Origin of the sequence: Mycobacterium sp. 1482292.6, assembly GCF_001672995.1 — a bacterium.
GTDB lineage: Bacteria > Actinomycetota > Actinomycetes > Mycobacteriales > Mycobacteriaceae > Mycobacterium > Mycobacterium europaeum_A.
This window is the reverse complement of the sequence record NZ_LZKV01000119.1, coordinates 13521-27267: the sequence shown is the minus strand read 5'-3', so window position 1 is coordinate 27267 and position 13747 is coordinate 13521. Positions and strand designations below refer to the sequence as shown.

Below are 13747 nucleotides of genomic sequence, written 5' to 3'. Positions count from 1 at the left end.
GCGGCGTTGTTGAGTGTGAACTGACGGTGTTCAGCGTGCGGTGGGGGCGGCGTGTGCCGGCGTGTCGCCGCCGTGAGTGCACACTCGACGGTCACGTGAGCACGCTCGGGTCGGCCTTGATGGTCATGCGCGCGGCCCCGGCCCAGTAGACATCGGCCGCCCGTTCGATCAGCGAGCGCTGCATGCCCGCCATGTCCGACCAGTTCATCGCCACCGTCTCGTTGCCGGTGAGCATGACGTCGTAGGCCAGCTTGCAGACGCGTTCGATGGATGCCGCGCGGTAGACGGCTTCGGGCAGGTTGCGGCCGGTCGCGATGACGCCGTGATTGGCCAGGATGGTCAGGTTGGCGCCGCCGATCCGCGCCGCGAGTTCCGCGGCGCGCGCGGGGCTGTCGATTTCGCCGTCGTAGGTGTCGACCAGGCACAGGTCGTCGAGGAACAGCGACCCCGTCTGGTGCACCAGTTCGGGCAGTCGGCCCAGCGCGGCGAGCACGCACGCGTGGTACGGGTGGTTGTGGATCACCACGCGGGCGTCGTCGCGCACCCGGTGCAGCTCGGTGTGGATGTGGATGGCGGGGGTGACGTCCCAGCGTCCGCGGATCACGCGCGCGTCGGCGTCGACGACGCAGATGTCGGACGCGGCGATCTCCTGCCACCACAGCCCCCATGGATTGACGAACATCTCCGTTTGGCCGTCGAGCTGCCAGGTGATGTGCCCGGCCATGTTCTCGGCGAACCCGATGCCGGCCAGGTGGCGGAAGGCGATGGCCAACGCCTGCTCGCTGGACAGGTCCACGCCGATGGGCGGCACCACCGACGGCGCCCAGACTTCCAATCCGCCGCGCCGCGCGTTAGGAGCGTTCATGACCGGCCTCCATTCTGGCTCCAATATCCTCGCGCAGGCGGCCTTTGGCTATCTTTCCGCCGGATGAGCGGGGCAGTTCGCCCAGAACGATCAGGCGTTCGGGCAGCAGTTCCTTGGAAACCCCCAGCGCCAGCAGGTGTTCGACGAGCCCCAGCAGGTCGACGGACGCGGAGTCGGTGAGTTCGGCGTAGAGGCAGACCTTTTCGCCGAACACCGGGTCGGGCATGGCGACCGCGGCCGCTATCGCGATGGCGGGATGGGTCATGACGACGTCTTCGACCTGGCTCGCGCTGATGTTCTTGCCGCCGCGCACGATGAAATCGGAGGTACGCCCGGTGACCCGCAGGTAACCGTCGGCGTCGATCTCGCAGATGTCCCCCATGCGCATCCACCCGTCGCGGGTGAACAGCTTGTCGTGGTCGGTGCCGCCGAGGTAGCCCAGGCTCGTCGCCGGTCCCCGGCAGGCGGGCTGGCCGCGCCGTGTGGCGGTGACGTCGCGGTCCCCGTCGAACAACCGGACCGACATTTCGGGGATGAGCCGGCCCGCGGTGCGCAGCCGGTGCTCGCGCGAATCGTCGAGGGTTGTCGCGCTGAGCATCCCGGTTTCGTTGGAGCCGTAGAACTGCAGGATTTTGGCGCCGGTGAGTTCCTCGAACTCGGCCGCGGGCCGGTACGGCAACGCCTCCCCGCCGGTGTACACCACGCGCAGGGAACTGAGGTCGTAACCGCGGCTGGCCGGATCGGCCATCAGCATCGTCAACTGGGTACTGACGCAACACAATACGGTGACCTGGTGCCGGGCTATCGCCTCGCAGGTGGCCGCGGTGGTGAACCGGTCCAGCAGCACCGCGGTGGCGCCGAGGTGGATCGGGGTGGTGTGGCTGGTCCACAGCCCGAACCCGAACGGGGTGGGAATGACGGGCAGGAACACCTCGTCGGGCGTCAGTCGCCCATTGGCGACGGCTTTCTGGTGGAAGTAGTGCCAACGGTTCTGGGTGTGCACGACGCACTTGGGCAGCCCGGTAGTGCCGGACGTCGAGTTGATCAGGAAGACGTCGTCGGGACCGAGTTGGGCGTCTCGGTCCAGCGCCCTGGGTTCTGCGTCGACGTCGAGGCGAAGCGTCCCGCCCTCGTGGCCCAACACCAGCCGGGGCACCCGCAGTTCGCTCGCCACGTCCGCGGCCGCCCCGGCGCGGGGCGGATCGCTGATGAGGATTTTCGGCCCGGCGGTGCGCAGAATCGCCGTCGCCTCCCGGGTGCCGGCCCGCGCACCGATGCCGACGACCACCGCCCCACATCGTTCGATCGCGACGAACAGCGCGTGGATAGCCGCGCAGTCGCCGTGCCAGACCGCCACGCGCACGCCGCGGGCCACGCCGATTCCGGCCAGCGTCTCAGCCAAACTGGTTGCGGCAGTGTCGAATTCGCGCCAGGTGAACGCCGGACCGCCATGGTCGACGTAGGCGTGGCGCTCCGGGGTGCGTTCGGCGTTTCGCCGCACCGCATCCGAAAGTGTCGACCCGCTCCACCAGCCGGCGGCATGAAAGCGGGCCGACTCCTCGTCGGTAAATGCCGGCGAACCCACGGGTTTCAGCCCACCGGCGCTCATCACCAAATGATAGGAAAGCCACCCGCGGGTTCGGCGCTAGGGATTCGGCGGGGCGGGCGCGGCGTGCTGGTTCTTGTCGGCGCTCGGGCGGCGCGGGTGTGGGGAGGGGCAGGTGGCGTTGCGCGCGCAGCCGCAATTGAGGCCGATGATGCAGCCGCCGCCTCCCCCGATGGGGTGCACCGGCAGGGCGCCGCCGGGAGCCGGCGGCGCGGGCGTCACGACCGACGACGAGGCGCTGGCGGCCGGCGCGGCGCCGGGCGAGAAACCCACCGCGACGACGAGCGCGGTCACACAACCGCACAGCGCGGCTCGCGTCTTGGCGCCCGGGGTGCCCACAGGGCAGAACAGTAGTTGGCGGCCGGTGATCGCGCAGGTCGCGCGGCTACCTCGGCGCGGAACCGGCGGGGCAGCGTCTCGGCGGCTAGACGCGGCGTGGCCGCGTCCGCCGGCGGCCCATCGCCAGGCGCGCGGCGTAGATCCCGGCGCTGACCGCGAACATCGCGGCGGTCAACAGCAGCCACCGGCCGAAAAACGGGTCTTGGGTCTGACCGGTGGCGGCCCGGTAGGTGGAGGCGCCCTGCCCGAGGATGCCGGGCAGGAACACCAGCAGCGTCAGGCCCGCACCGAGCGCCGGTACCCGCAGATGATTGAGCACCGGCACCCCGGCGTCGGCACGCTGCGGTGAGGCCTGGGCGCGGCCGCGGGACAGCAGCCGGTCGGCGCAGGCGTAGACGGGAAACAACACCAGATCGTGGGCGACGATCGCCGCGGCGAACCAGACGATGATCGACTGCCACCAGACGTGCGGGTTCCACAGGGTGGCCGGTCTGATGACGACGACGACGTAGCCCAACAGCGCAAAGCCGGCGATCATGGTCAGCAGGTGCAGCGGGTGCGATCCGTAGATCCTGGTGAACGCGCTACGCATGCCCGGCCGCCCGGAAAGCGATGGAAGCCACCCATTTCGTGTTGTGCACGCCGGGCAGCGCGGGCACGACGATGCGCGCGGGAAAGCCGTGATCCGGGGACAGGTCGGCGCCGTTCACCCGCAGCGCCAGCAGCGCGTCCGGGTGCAGCACCTGGTTGCGTTGCAGTGTGGCGGCGGCGAAGGCGCCGGATCGTTCCAGCGAGGACACTCGCGCGGAGTCCGGTGCGGGCGCGCCGGCCAGTCGGGCGAGGTCGGCCAGTCGCACGCCGGTCCAGGTTTGGGTGGTCGACCAGCCTTCGACGCAGGCGATCGGCAGCACGGCGGTGTGCTGCGGCATGGCCAGCAGGGCCGCGCGATCCAGCGCCACCGGCCGGGGGCCGCCGGTCAGGGTTATCCGCCAGCCATCCCCCGTGTCCCGGGCGGAAATGCCGGCGGCGGCCGCCGTCCGGTTGACCTCGAAGCCGTTGGGCTCGGACCCGCGGGTGCGCCCTCGCGGCAGCAGCAGCGCGGCCGGCCGGGCATAGCCACCCAGCGTCTGGCCCGCCGTGATGACCGCCATGAACAGCGCGCCACCGCCCACCAACGCGAGAGCGCCCCGACGGCTCATGGTCGCGGGGCGCGGTTCCGGGGCGACCAGCCCGTCCGGTTCAAATGCCTGGGCTCTGGTGCCGGCACGTCCGGTGCGCAGGACGTCACGCGGTGAGATCGAGCGCAGGCCGGCCCACATCCGCGGGCCCTTGATCGCGACGTGCATGACGAAGCCGGTGATGAACACCCAGGCACCGAAATAGTGCGCGGTGTAGAAGCTGAATCCGAAGATGTAGTCGTACTGGATGTTCAGCACGCCGGTGACGATTTCGAACAGGATGCCGCCGACCAGCATCAGCAGCGAAACCCGTTCCAGCAGTTGGGCTATGGACCGGGCGGGCGGCCACACGAACAGCCGCGGGATCACCGACCACAGTTTGGCCAGCACCACCGGGATGAGAACCAGCCCGAGCCCGACGTGCAGCCCCTGGGTCAGGCGATACAACCACGACGGACGGGTAGGCCAATCGAAGGTCGGCAGCTTGAGCCAGCCGACGTCGGCGGGGATGGCCTGGCCGAGCCGCGGCCCGTAGGCGATGTAGGACAGGAGCCCGGTCAGGATGACGATCGGCAGCGTCATCAACAGCACCGAACCGAACACCGAGGTCAGCCAGGGTCCGCGCAGCGGGCTGCGCCACAGCCGGGCGCATGGGCCGCCCGGATCTCTCGTCGCTTCGAGGTCATCGGTGGCGGGTGTGCCGGTCGTGCGCGTCGGCTTCATTCGCCCCTCACCCGCGGTCACCGACCGCGTTTACCGTGCCATCGATGATGATCCACGACGGGGCAGCGCATTGGGTTCAGTTCGGCGGCGCGCGGTGGGTGCGGGTCAGTCCTTGCCCCGCGGCGGCGGCTGCACCTCGACGCCACCGGAGTCGTGTTCGGGACCGGCGGAGGGATGCTCGGCGGGCACCCGGTCACGGAACCGGGTGCCCTCGCTCTGCCGCTCGGGATCGGGCCGATGGACATTCCCGTGGTAGGGACCGGGCTTCGGCCGGGGCTTTCCGCCCGGGAAAGCCAGGCGGAAGATGCTGCGGTGCACCGTCCCCCACTGCTTCGAGAAACGGCCGGAGTTGTACGGCAGCTCGTAGCGCTCGCAGATGTCCTTGACTTGCGGCGCGATCTCCGAGTATCTACTGCTCGGCATGTCCGGGTAGAGGTGGTGCTCGACCTGGTAGCCGAGGTTACCGCTGATGAGGTGGAACAGCGGGCTGCCGTCGATGTTCGCGGCGCCGAGTAATTGGCGCACATACCAACCGCCGCGTGACTCGTTCTCGGTCTCTTCCTGCGTGAACGTGTAGGTCTGGTCGGGAAAGTGGCCGCAGAAGATGATCGCGTGTGCCCAAATGTTGCGGATGACATTGGCCAGGGCGTCGGCGGCCAGCGTGCGCAGGTAGGTGCTTTCGACGCCGGGTGCGACTTTGTCGAGGAAGCTCGCGGCGGCGCCGGCGCGGCCGCCCGTGGACACCCGCCGAAGCCTCCTGGCGATGCGGGACTGCGACGGCTGTTCGAGCCGGCCGCCCAACGCCAACTGGGTGAGCCCGAACGCCCCGGCGCTGATCAACGGCCAGCCGAGGTAGTCCTTGACGATCTGCGCCCGGGCTTTGACCCCGATGCCTTTCAGGTCCTTGCGCACCTCCGACCACGGCTTCTCGCGTTTGCGGATGGCATCGATGTCCATGTCGTGGACCGCCACGCCCCACTCGAACAGCAGCGTGAGGAGCAGGTTGTAGATCGGCTGGCCCAGATACCGCGGCGCCCATTTCTGGTTGGGGTCGATCCGCATGATCTCGTAGCCGAGATCTTTGTCCTTGCCCAGGATGTTCGTGAAGGTGTGATGGATGTAGTTGTGCGAGTGCTTCCACGACTCCGCAGTCGACGCCGTGTCCCAGTCCCACACCGAGGAGTGGATGTCGGGATCGTTCATCCAATCCCACTGGCCGTGCATCACGTTGTGGCCGATCTCCATGTTCTCCAGGATCTTGGCCATGGACAGACACGCGGTGCCCAGCAGCCACGCGGTCTTCGACCGGGATGCCAGCAACAAGATCCGGCCGGCCACCACGATCTGTCGTTGCGCCGAGATGACGTTCTTGATGTAGCGGCGGTCGCGGTCGCCGAGGTCGGCGAACACTTCGTCGTGAATCGCGTCGAATTCCTTGGCAAGCTTTTCCAGTTCTTGTTCGCTCAAGCGGCCGAGCGGATTGTCAGCGGCATTCTTCACGGCAGTTGTCACGAGCCGCTCCTTTCGATCAGAGTTCGAGTTCGACGTCGCCCTCGGCGGTGTTGATGCAGATTCGGACGTCCTGTCCGGTCGGTTCGATCACGTCACCCGAGCGCAGGTCACGCAGCTTGCCCGACTTCAGCGTCCCGACGCAGGTATGGCAAATTCCGATGCGACAGCCATAGGCAAGGTTGAGACCGGCCTTCTCGCCGGCCTCGAGAATCGATGTGCCGCCGTCACATTCGACTTCCTTGTCGCTGTCGAGGAAGCAGACGACGCCGCCCTCGCCGGCGTTGGCGTCGCCGCCGATCTTCGGTTGGAACCGCTCGAAGTGCAGGCGGTCGCAGTCGCCGTGCTCTTCCCAATGTTCGATCAGAGCGTCGAGCATTTCCCCGGGCCCCGAGCAGAATGCCTCGCGCTCACGCCAGTCTGGGCACGCTTCGTCCAGGTCGCCGGGCGTGAATCGGCCCTGCTCGGAGGTGAGGCGCAGATCCAGCCGCATCCCCTCGTGGCGTTTCTCGAGCTCTTCCAGCGCCGGTAGGAACATCGCCTGCTCGCGGGTCCGCGCGGAATGAATGACCAGCACGTCGCGCATTTCGTCGCGATGATCGAGGTCGCGCAGCATGCTGATGATCGGCGTGATACCGCTGCCCGCGCTGATGAACAGCATCTTGTCCGGCAGGGGCTCGGGCAGCGTGAACACGCCTTCGATTTCGCCCAGCCGCACCAGGTCGCCCGGTTGAATCTTGTGCACGAGATACGGCGACACGGCGCCGCCGTCGACCCTCTTCGGCGTCACGCTGATCAGGCCGTCTTCCGGCCTGGGATCCGAGGTCAGCGAGTAGGCGCGCCAATGGTAGACGCCGTCGATCACCACCCCGAGCCGCACGTACTGACCGGGCTTGTGGCCGGGCCATTCGTATCCGGGGCGGATCAGGACGCTGGCCGCTTCCGAGCCCTGCGCCTCGATGCCTTCGACCTTCCCGCGCAGCTCCTTGGTGGTCCACAGCGGGTTGATCATCTCGAGGTAGTCGTCGGGCTGCAACGGGCTGAACAACCGTCGCACCGCGCGCAGGAACAACCGCCGCCCCCATGGGACGTTGGGCTCCGCGCCGCGTTCAGCCATGTCCCCTAGAGTACACAGTTGTACACCGACACCAAACATCAAATTGAATTCTGTTGTTGCACATGGTTAAACATGTGCCAAACGCGCGCATAGGCCAGACATAGCCGTTCACTGGCTGCGGTGTACTCGCGTTAGGGCTGTTGTGTCAGATACCTCTGAGGTGCCCCGGGTGCGCGATGCCCAAACGTTTGTTCGGCTGTGCAGCGGCGCCTAGTGTCGGTGGGTGTGCTGATCGGCTTCCTCCTCGCGCTGGGCTGCTCGCTCTGTTACGGGACGGCGACCGTGCTGCAGGCGGCCGGAACCCGCTCCGTGGAAGCCGGCAGCGGCTCGGGTGTCGACGCCGTCCTGCTGTTGCGCGCCGTGCGGCAGTGGCGCTATCTGGCCGGGGTCGGGCTCGACGTCGCCGGGTTTGCGCTCCAAGTCGCCGCGCTGCGCTTGGTGCCCATCTATGTCGTCGCGGCGGCGCTGGCCGCCTCGATCGCGGTCACCGGCGTGGTGGCCGCCTGGGTGTTGTCGGCGCGGCTGTCGCCGGCGGAATGGACGGCCGTCGGGGTGGTCTGCCTCAGCCTGGTCGTCCTCGCCCTGGCCGCCGGGCCGGGCCACTTTCGGCACGCCCCGGCCGGGCTCGGCTGGGCGCTGCTGGGGGTGGTGGCCGCGATCTTCATCGGCGGCGCGGCGGCCGGGCGATTGCCCGACCGCGCGCGAGCCCTCGCGCTGGGGTTGGCCGCCGGAAGCGGCTTCGGCGTCGTCGAGGTGGGTGTGCGGCTGATCGAGGCGATCGATCCCACCAAACGGGCTTTCTACACCAACCCGGCGCTGTACGCGGCGGCCGCCGGCGGGGCCGCGGGTTTCCTGTTGCTCACCTCCGCGTTGCACCGCGGATCGGTGACAACGGCCGTCGCCGGCATGGTGGTCGGCGAAACGCTGGCACCGGCGTTCGTCGGGGTGGTGTGGTTGGGCGACACCGCGCGCGCCGGGTTGGGCTGGCTGGTGATCGCGGGGTTCGCCGTCGCCGTGTCCGCAACGCTGGTGCTGGCGCGGTTCGGGGAGGCACCCCAGCCCGCGCCCGTCGAGGAAGCGGGCTGAGGCCCGGTTCATGCGCCTGAGACGCTGGGGGCCGCACGACCGACGGCGTTTTCGCTCACCGGCGCATAACTGGTGCCGCGTGCGGCGCGCGTCCACAACAACCCGTCCTGTGCGGTGACACCCGCGGCGATCAGCGCCCGCTTGAGGATCTTGTTGGTCGCGGTCGCGGGCAGCTGATCGTTGATCCGCACGTAGCGCGGCCACGCCTTCGGTGACAGATCCGGCTGCGCGGCAAGGAATTTCGCGAAGTCGTCGGGGCTGAGCTGGGCACCGGGCCGCAGCACCAGGGCGGCCATCACCTGGTCGCCGACCCGGTCGTCGGGAACGGCGTAGACGGCGACCTGGCTGACGTCGGGCAGTCGCGCCAGAATTCGCTCGACCGGCCCGGCGGCCAGGTTCTCCCCGTCCACCCGCATCCAGTCGGCGGTGCGCCCGGCCAGGTAGATCCAGCCGTCGTCGTCGCGATAGGCCAGGTCGCCCGACCAGTACATCCCGTGCCGCATCCGCTCCGCGGTGGCGCCCGGATCGTTGTAGTAGCCGGCGAAGGGCCCCGCCCCATGGGTGTTGACGAGTTCACCGACGGCCTCGTCGAAATTGGTCAGCGCCCCGTGCGCGTCGAACTTCGCGGGCTCGCATTCCCGCAGTGTCGTCGAGTTGTAGATGCTTACCCCCGGGTACGGCTTGCCGATGGAGCCGGGTGGGGTGCCGTCTTCGCGCACCACGATCACCGCGAATTCACTCGAACCGAAGCTGTCGACGACCCGGCACCCGAAACGCCTTGCGAATTCGGCGATGTCGCGGTCGGTGGCCTCGTTGCCGAAGGCCACCCGCAGGGTGTTGTCGGCGTCGTCGGGGCGCTCGGGCGTGGACAGGATCAGCGCCAGCGGCTTGCCGACGTAGTTCAGGTAGGTGACGCGATAGCGACGGACGTCGTCGAGGAAGCGGGACGGCGAAAACCGCGCCGGCACCATGGTGGCCCCGCTGCCGATGGCGACCGCCCAGCCGGCGGCGACGCCGTTGGAGTGAAACAGCGGCATCGACAGGTAGCAGACGTCGTCGGCGGTGACGTCGTACTGGAAGATCAGGCTGGCACCGCACATGATCGCCATGCCGTGGGCGAACCGCACCACCTTGGGGTCACCGCTGGTGCCCGAGGTGAAGATCATCATCAGGGTGTCGGCGGCGGTCACCTCGCGATGCGCAACCAGCGGTGGCGCGGAAGCGACGGCGTCGGCGTAGCGGCCGCCGGCCACATCGATCACCTGAATGCCGTTGAGGTCCAACCCGTTCAGGAGTTCCAGGTGCTCCGGGTCGGCGAGCAGTAGCTGGCAGTCGGAGCGCCGGATGTCGGCCAGCAATCCCGGCCCGCGCCGCGTGGTGTTGATCCCGCACAACACGTAGCCGCCCAGCGCGGCCGCGGCCATGGCGCGCAACATGGCCGGGGAATTGCCCAGTACGGCGCCGACATGCAGCGGCCGTGCGGTGTCGGCGAGCGCGATCAGCGCGGCGGCCTCCGCCTCGGCTTCGGCGAGGTGCTCGCGCCAGGTCCAGGTCCGCTCGCCGTGAACCAGCGCCGGGGTTTCGTCGTGGCGACGTTGCCGCAGTAGCTGTTGGACCGTCTCGACCACGGGTTCACTTCCTCTTCGACGTCGTCATCGGCTGGTGAACACCAGCCCCGCGTAGTTGTTTTGGGCCACTTCGTCGCAGTGCCGCCGATAGGTGCCGAAACCGCCGATGTAGGGCATGAAGACCCGCTTCTTGCCCTCGATGTTGGCGCCCAGGTACCACGACGATGCCGCCCTGGGGAACAGCGTGCGCTCGGCCGCTTGGGCCACGTGTTCGGTCCAGGCGATCGCCGCGTCGTGGCGTGGCACGACCTCGGCCACACCGAGGCGCCGCGCGGCCCGCACCAGATCGACCACCCAGTCGACCTGGACCTCGGCGTGCAGCACCATGTTGGCCAGCACCGACGGGCTGCCCGGCCCGCTGATGGTGAACAGGTTGGGCAAACCGGGCACCATCAGGCCGAGGAAGGTGACCGGGCGGTCGGCCCAGATGTCGCGCAGTCGTTGTCCCCGGGGGCCTTTCGGATCGATTCGGGTCAGCGCGCCGGTCATGGCGTCGAAGCCGGTCGCGAAGATCAGCACGTCGCACGGGTAGGTCGTCGCGCTGGTGCGCACGCCCTCGGCGGTGATCGCCTCGATGGGCTCGCGGCGCAGGTTCACCAGCCGAACGTTGTCGCGGTTGAAGGTGGCGTAGTAGCCGTCGTCGGTGCAGATGCGTTTCGTTCCGATCGGGTGATCGACCGGGATGAGATCGGTTGCGACGGTGGGATCGTGGACGATCTCGCGGATCCGCTGCTCGGCGAACGTCCTCGCGATGTCGTTGGCGGCCAGGTCGCTGGTCTGGTCGGGGAAGGTCTTGGCGAACAGCACGCCCCCTTCGCGCCAACGCTGCCACAGCGCTTCGTTGCGCTCGTGCGGTTCGGTGTCGAGGGCGTTCTTGTGGTAGGTGCCGTGCGGGGTGCCCGCCGCCGCGTAGGCCGAGGCCCGGCGGCGCTCGGGATACCGCTCCTGGATTTCTCGCTGCTCCTCGGCCGACCACGGCCGGTTCGGCATCGGGATGGTGTAATTCGCGGATCGCTGGAATACCACCAGGTTTTCGGCGCTGGCGGCGATGATCGGGGCCACCTGGATGCCGGACGATCCGGTGCCGATCAGGCCCACCCGCTTGCCACGCAGCTCCGGGTCTTCGCGCGGCCACGCGGCCGTGAAGTAAACCTGTCCCGAAAAGTCCTCGGCGCGGGGGATATCGGGACGATTCAGCGCCGACAGGCAGCCGGTCGCGCATACCAGGAACTGTGCGGCGTAACTGTCGCCGGTCGCGGTGTCGACGTGCCAGCGGCCCCCGTCGAAGGTGGCACCGATGACGTCGACCCCGAATCGGTAGTGGCGGCGCAGATCGAAGCGGTCGGCGACGTGGCGCAGGTAGGCCAGGATCTCCGGCTGGGCGGCGAAGCGTTCGCTCCACTGCCAGCTCCGCTGCAGTTCTTCGTCGAATGAGTAGGAGTAGTCCACGCTTTCGACGTCGCAGCGCGCACCCGGATAGCGGTTCCAGTACCAGGTGCCGCCCACGTCGGGGGCGGCCTCGAGGGCGGTGACCGACAGGCCCGAGGAGGCGACCCGGTGCACGGCGTAGAGCCCGGCGAACCCGGCGCCGATGACGATGACGTCGTCCATGTGCACCTCCGACCTCACCGTCGAGGTCATGCGGGCCGATACTTCAGCAGGGTGATGCCCCCTTCAGGCAGATCGTAGAACACCGGCTGGACCCGCATCCCGATGCGGATGTCGCCCGGGTCGACGTCGACCAACTCGGTGCTGAACTTCGGTCCGGCATCCCATTGCACCACCGCGAGCAGCTGCGGGAGCGCGTCGGCCCATGGTGGGCCGGTGGGCCGGCGGGCGATCGTGAACGTGTACAGCGTTGCGGCACCGTCGATTTCGCACCATTCCAGGTCGTCGGCCAGGGTTCCGGGGGCCAGGGTGCGCGGATAGAACACGTAGCGCCGTGCCGACGGCGAGTACTGCACCAGGATCCGGTGCTGGGCCAGGCCGTCCCAGAAGGGCTGCGAGACGGGTGTGGGCTCGGGGATGGGCCGGCTCATCTTCAGTCCCCCCGCAGGAGCAGCGCGACCTGTTCGCTCATGATGCCGCCGTTGCCGGTGACGAACGCGGTGTGGCAGTCGGGTATCTGCGCGTCGCCGGCCCGGCCCATGATCTGGCGCGCGCCGTCGACCACGTGGTGCATGCCGCCGGCCATGCCGGCCTGCCCGAAGGACAGCTGGCCGCCGGCGGTGTTGAGCGGGAAGTCGCCGCGGTAGGTCAGGTCGTGCTCGTTGACCCACGACATGCCTTGTCCTTTCGCGCAGAATCCGGCGTCCTCGAGGCTCATCAGCACCGTGATGGTGTAGCAGTCGTAGATCGACGCGACGTCGACGTCGGATCGGTCGAGCCCGGCCATTTCGAAGGCCCGGTCGGCGGCGCGCGCGATCGGGGTGGACAGGAGGTCCTCGGCGTAGGTCGGGGTCTTGAAGGCGATGTGTTCGCCAAAGCCCTTGATCCACACCGGGCGGTGGCGGCCGCGGCGGGCGAGGTCGGCGTTGGCGATCAGCACGCCCACTCCCCCGTGCACCCGCATCACCGTCTCCAGCATGTGAATGGGGTCGGCGATCATCGGGCTGTCCAGCACGTCGCCGACCGTGATGGGGGTGCCGTGAAAAACCGCGCCGGGGTGCGCGCCCGCGTTGGTGCGCTGGTCGACGGCGATCTTGGCGACCGCGGCGGGGTCGTAGCCGAATTCGGCCGCGTAGCGCTGAGCGATCTGTGCGTACGGCGCGTTCTGGCCCACGTTGCCGTAGGGGATCTCGAACTCGGCCTGCGGCGAGCCGTAGTTGTTCGACGACGCCCCATACCAATTCGGGTCGGGCGCGGGTCGCCGCTCGGACCGCGGCACCGCCGCCGACCCGGGCACCACGGCCAGCACCGCCTCGCAGATGCCGAGTTCGACGGCCGCCGCGGCGCGCCAGATCATCCCGGCGGACGTCGCCCCGCCCAGATCGACTCGCTCGCCGAAATCTAGTGCGAGGCCTAGGTATTCGCACAGCGTGGCCGGCGCGAACATGGCCGATTCGGCGATGCCGTGGGTCAGCAGGCCGTTGACACGGCCGGGATCCACCCCGGCGTCCTCGATCGCCAGCTTGGCCAGCACCGCGTACTGGTCCAGGGTGAACAGCGGCGCCCGGGTGGGGCGGCGCTGCGCCGGCAACTCCGCGATGCCGACGATGGCGGCCTCACCGCGCAGCCCGGTCACGGCTCGGTTCTCCGGATCGGCAACTCGACCGTGGCCATGCCGGGCATCAGGATCGTGTCGTCGCGGCGCCCGGCGATGACGAGATCGACCAGCCCGGTCCCGGTGTCGCTCAGCCGTTTACCGGTGACCTCGCCGCCGAAGCTCAGCGATTCGCCGGGATACGCGATCGCCCGGTTCTGCACCGAAAAGGACACCAGCCGGCCGCGTCCGCCGATCCAGTCGCCGAGGGCGCGGGCCAGCAGCGCCGCCTGCAGCGGGCCGTGCACCAGGACGTTGTCGTAGCCCTCGGTGTCGCGCGCCCACTGTTTGTCGTAGTGAATGCGGTGGCCGTTGTAGGTGGCGGCGGAAAAGAAGAACATCTGCGTTTCGTCGACGGTGACGGTCAGCGCGGGAATGTGTTCGCCCACGGCGATGTCGTCGAAAAACGGTTGCTGATCGGTCATGGCGCACCG

General features: G+C 68.7%; 13 protein-coding genes. 1 reads left to right on the top strand and 12 read right to left on the bottom strand.

Annotated features, from left to right (window positions below; all coding sequences use genetic code 11):
- Window positions 1-91: 91 nt before the first annotated feature.
- The 7 genes from A5624_RS12380 to A5624_RS12350 all read right to left on the bottom strand — a co-directional run bounded on the left by A5624_RS12380 (window position 92) and on the right by A5624_RS12350 (window position 7337).
- Window positions 92-865: a class II aldolase/adducin family protein gene (locus A5624_RS12380; RefSeq protein WP_066866490.1), complete on the bottom strand. Its 774-nt coding sequence runs from the start codon at window positions 863-865 to the stop codon at window positions 92-94.
- Window positions 852-2474: a class I adenylate-forming enzyme family protein gene (locus tag A5624_RS12375; RefSeq protein ID WP_066866488.1), complete on the bottom strand. Its 1623-nt coding sequence runs from the start codon at window positions 2472-2474 to the stop codon at window positions 852-854. Before A5624_RS12375 ends, A5624_RS12380 begins: the two co-directional genes overlap by 14 nt.
- 36 nt (window positions 2475-2510) lie before the next feature.
- A complete protein-coding gene (locus tag A5624_RS12370; protein ID WP_066866486.1) occupies window positions 2511-2810 on the bottom strand; it encodes a hypothetical protein in 300 nt (99 codons plus the stop codon).
- An 85-nt stretch (window positions 2811-2895) separates the two neighbouring features.
- Complete coding sequence (locus tag A5624_RS12365) at window positions 2896-3402, bottom strand: hypothetical protein (RefSeq protein WP_066866484.1); 507 nt, start codon at window positions 3400-3402, stop codon at window positions 2896-2898.
- Window positions 3395-4711, bottom strand: coding sequence for a molybdopterin-dependent oxidoreductase (locus A5624_RS12360; protein WP_082990553.1), 1317 nt, complete (start codon window positions 4709-4711; stop codon window positions 3395-3397). Before A5624_RS12360 ends, A5624_RS12365 begins: the two co-directional genes overlap by 8 nt.
- Before the next feature lie 105 nt (window positions 4712-4816).
- On the bottom strand, window positions 4817-6211 hold the full coding sequence (locus A5624_RS12355; protein ID WP_156748997.1) for an acyl-CoA desaturase: 1395 nt from the start codon (window positions 6209-6211) through the stop codon (window positions 4817-4819).
- A gap of 28 nt (window positions 6212-6239) precedes the next feature.
- Window positions 6240-7337, bottom strand: a complete 1098-nt coding sequence (locus A5624_RS12350) for a ferredoxin reductase (RefSeq protein ID WP_066866480.1) — start codon at window positions 7335-7337, stop codon at window positions 6240-6242.
- 213 nt (window positions 7338-7550) lie between these two features.
- Here A5624_RS12350 and A5624_RS12345 point away from each other — a divergent pair, with 213 nt between their 5' ends.
- On the top strand, window positions 7551-8423 hold the full coding sequence (locus A5624_RS12345; RefSeq protein WP_066866478.1) for a DMT family transporter: 873 nt from the start codon (window positions 7551-7553) through the stop codon (window positions 8421-8423).
- Window positions 8424-8431: 8 nt separating this feature from the next.
- Here the strand turns inward: A5624_RS12345 and fadD1 are convergent, their stop codons facing one another.
- From fadD1 to A5624_RS12320, 5 genes are read right to left on the bottom strand one after another with little or no spacing between them, the layout of a single operon-like run.
- On the bottom strand, window positions 8432-10051 hold the full coding sequence (gene fadD1, locus A5624_RS12340; RefSeq protein WP_066866476.1) for a fatty-acid--CoA ligase FadD1: 1620 nt from the start codon (window positions 10049-10051) through the stop codon (window positions 8432-8434).
- 24 nt (window positions 10052-10075) lie between these two features.
- Window positions 10076-11692 (bottom strand): NAD(P)/FAD-dependent oxidoreductase, encoded by a 1617-nt coding sequence (locus A5624_RS12335; protein ID WP_066866474.1) that lies wholly within the window; start codon window positions 11690-11692, stop codon window positions 10076-10078.
- Window positions 11689-12090, bottom strand: a complete 402-nt coding sequence (locus A5624_RS12330; RefSeq protein ID WP_066866472.1) for a Zn-ribbon domain-containing OB-fold protein — start codon at window positions 12088-12090, stop codon at window positions 11689-11691. Before A5624_RS12330 ends, A5624_RS12335 begins: the two co-directional genes overlap by 4 nt.
- A 2-nt stretch (window positions 12091-12092) precedes the next feature.
- Complete coding sequence (locus A5624_RS12325) at window positions 12093-13295, bottom strand: thiolase family protein (protein WP_066866470.1); 1203 nt, start codon at window positions 13293-13295, stop codon at window positions 12093-12095.
- Window positions 13292-13738, bottom strand: coding sequence for a MaoC/PaaZ C-terminal domain-containing protein (locus A5624_RS12320; protein WP_066866468.1), 447 nt, complete (start codon window positions 13736-13738; stop codon window positions 13292-13294). The genes A5624_RS12325 and A5624_RS12320 overlap by 4 nt, the downstream gene beginning before the upstream one ends.
- Window positions 13739-13747 lie beyond the last annotated feature (9 nt).

Coding starts and splice junctions, on each gene's coding strand:
- A5624_RS12380 (WP_066866490.1), bottom strand. CDS start 865: ATGAACGCTCCTAACGCGCGGCGCGGCGGATTGGAAGTCTGGGCGCCG.
- A5624_RS12375 (WP_066866488.1), bottom strand. CDS start 2,474: ATGAGCGCCGGTGGGCTGAAACCCGTGGGTTCGCCGGCATTTACCGAC.
- A5624_RS12365 (WP_066866484.1), bottom strand. CDS start 3,402: ATGCGTAGCGCGTTCACCAGGATCTACGGATCGCACCCGCTGCACCTG.
- A5624_RS12360 (WP_082990553.1), bottom strand. CDS start 4,711: ATGAAGCCGACGCGCACGACCGGCACACCCGCCACCGATGACCTCGAA.
- A5624_RS12350 (WP_066866480.1), bottom strand. CDS start 7,337: ATGGCTGAACGCGGCGCGGAGCCCAACGTCCCATGGGGGCGGCGGTTG.
- A5624_RS12335 (WP_066866474.1), bottom strand. CDS start 11,692: ATGACCTCGACGGTGAGGTCGGAGGTGCACATGGACGACGTCATCGTC.
- A5624_RS12330 (WP_066866472.1), bottom strand. CDS start 12,090: ATGAGCCGGCCCATCCCCGAGCCCACACCCGTCTCGCAGCCCTTCTGG.
- A5624_RS12320 (WP_066866468.1), bottom strand. CDS start 13,738: ATGACCGATCAGCAACCGTTTTTCGACGACATCGCCGTGGGCGAACAC.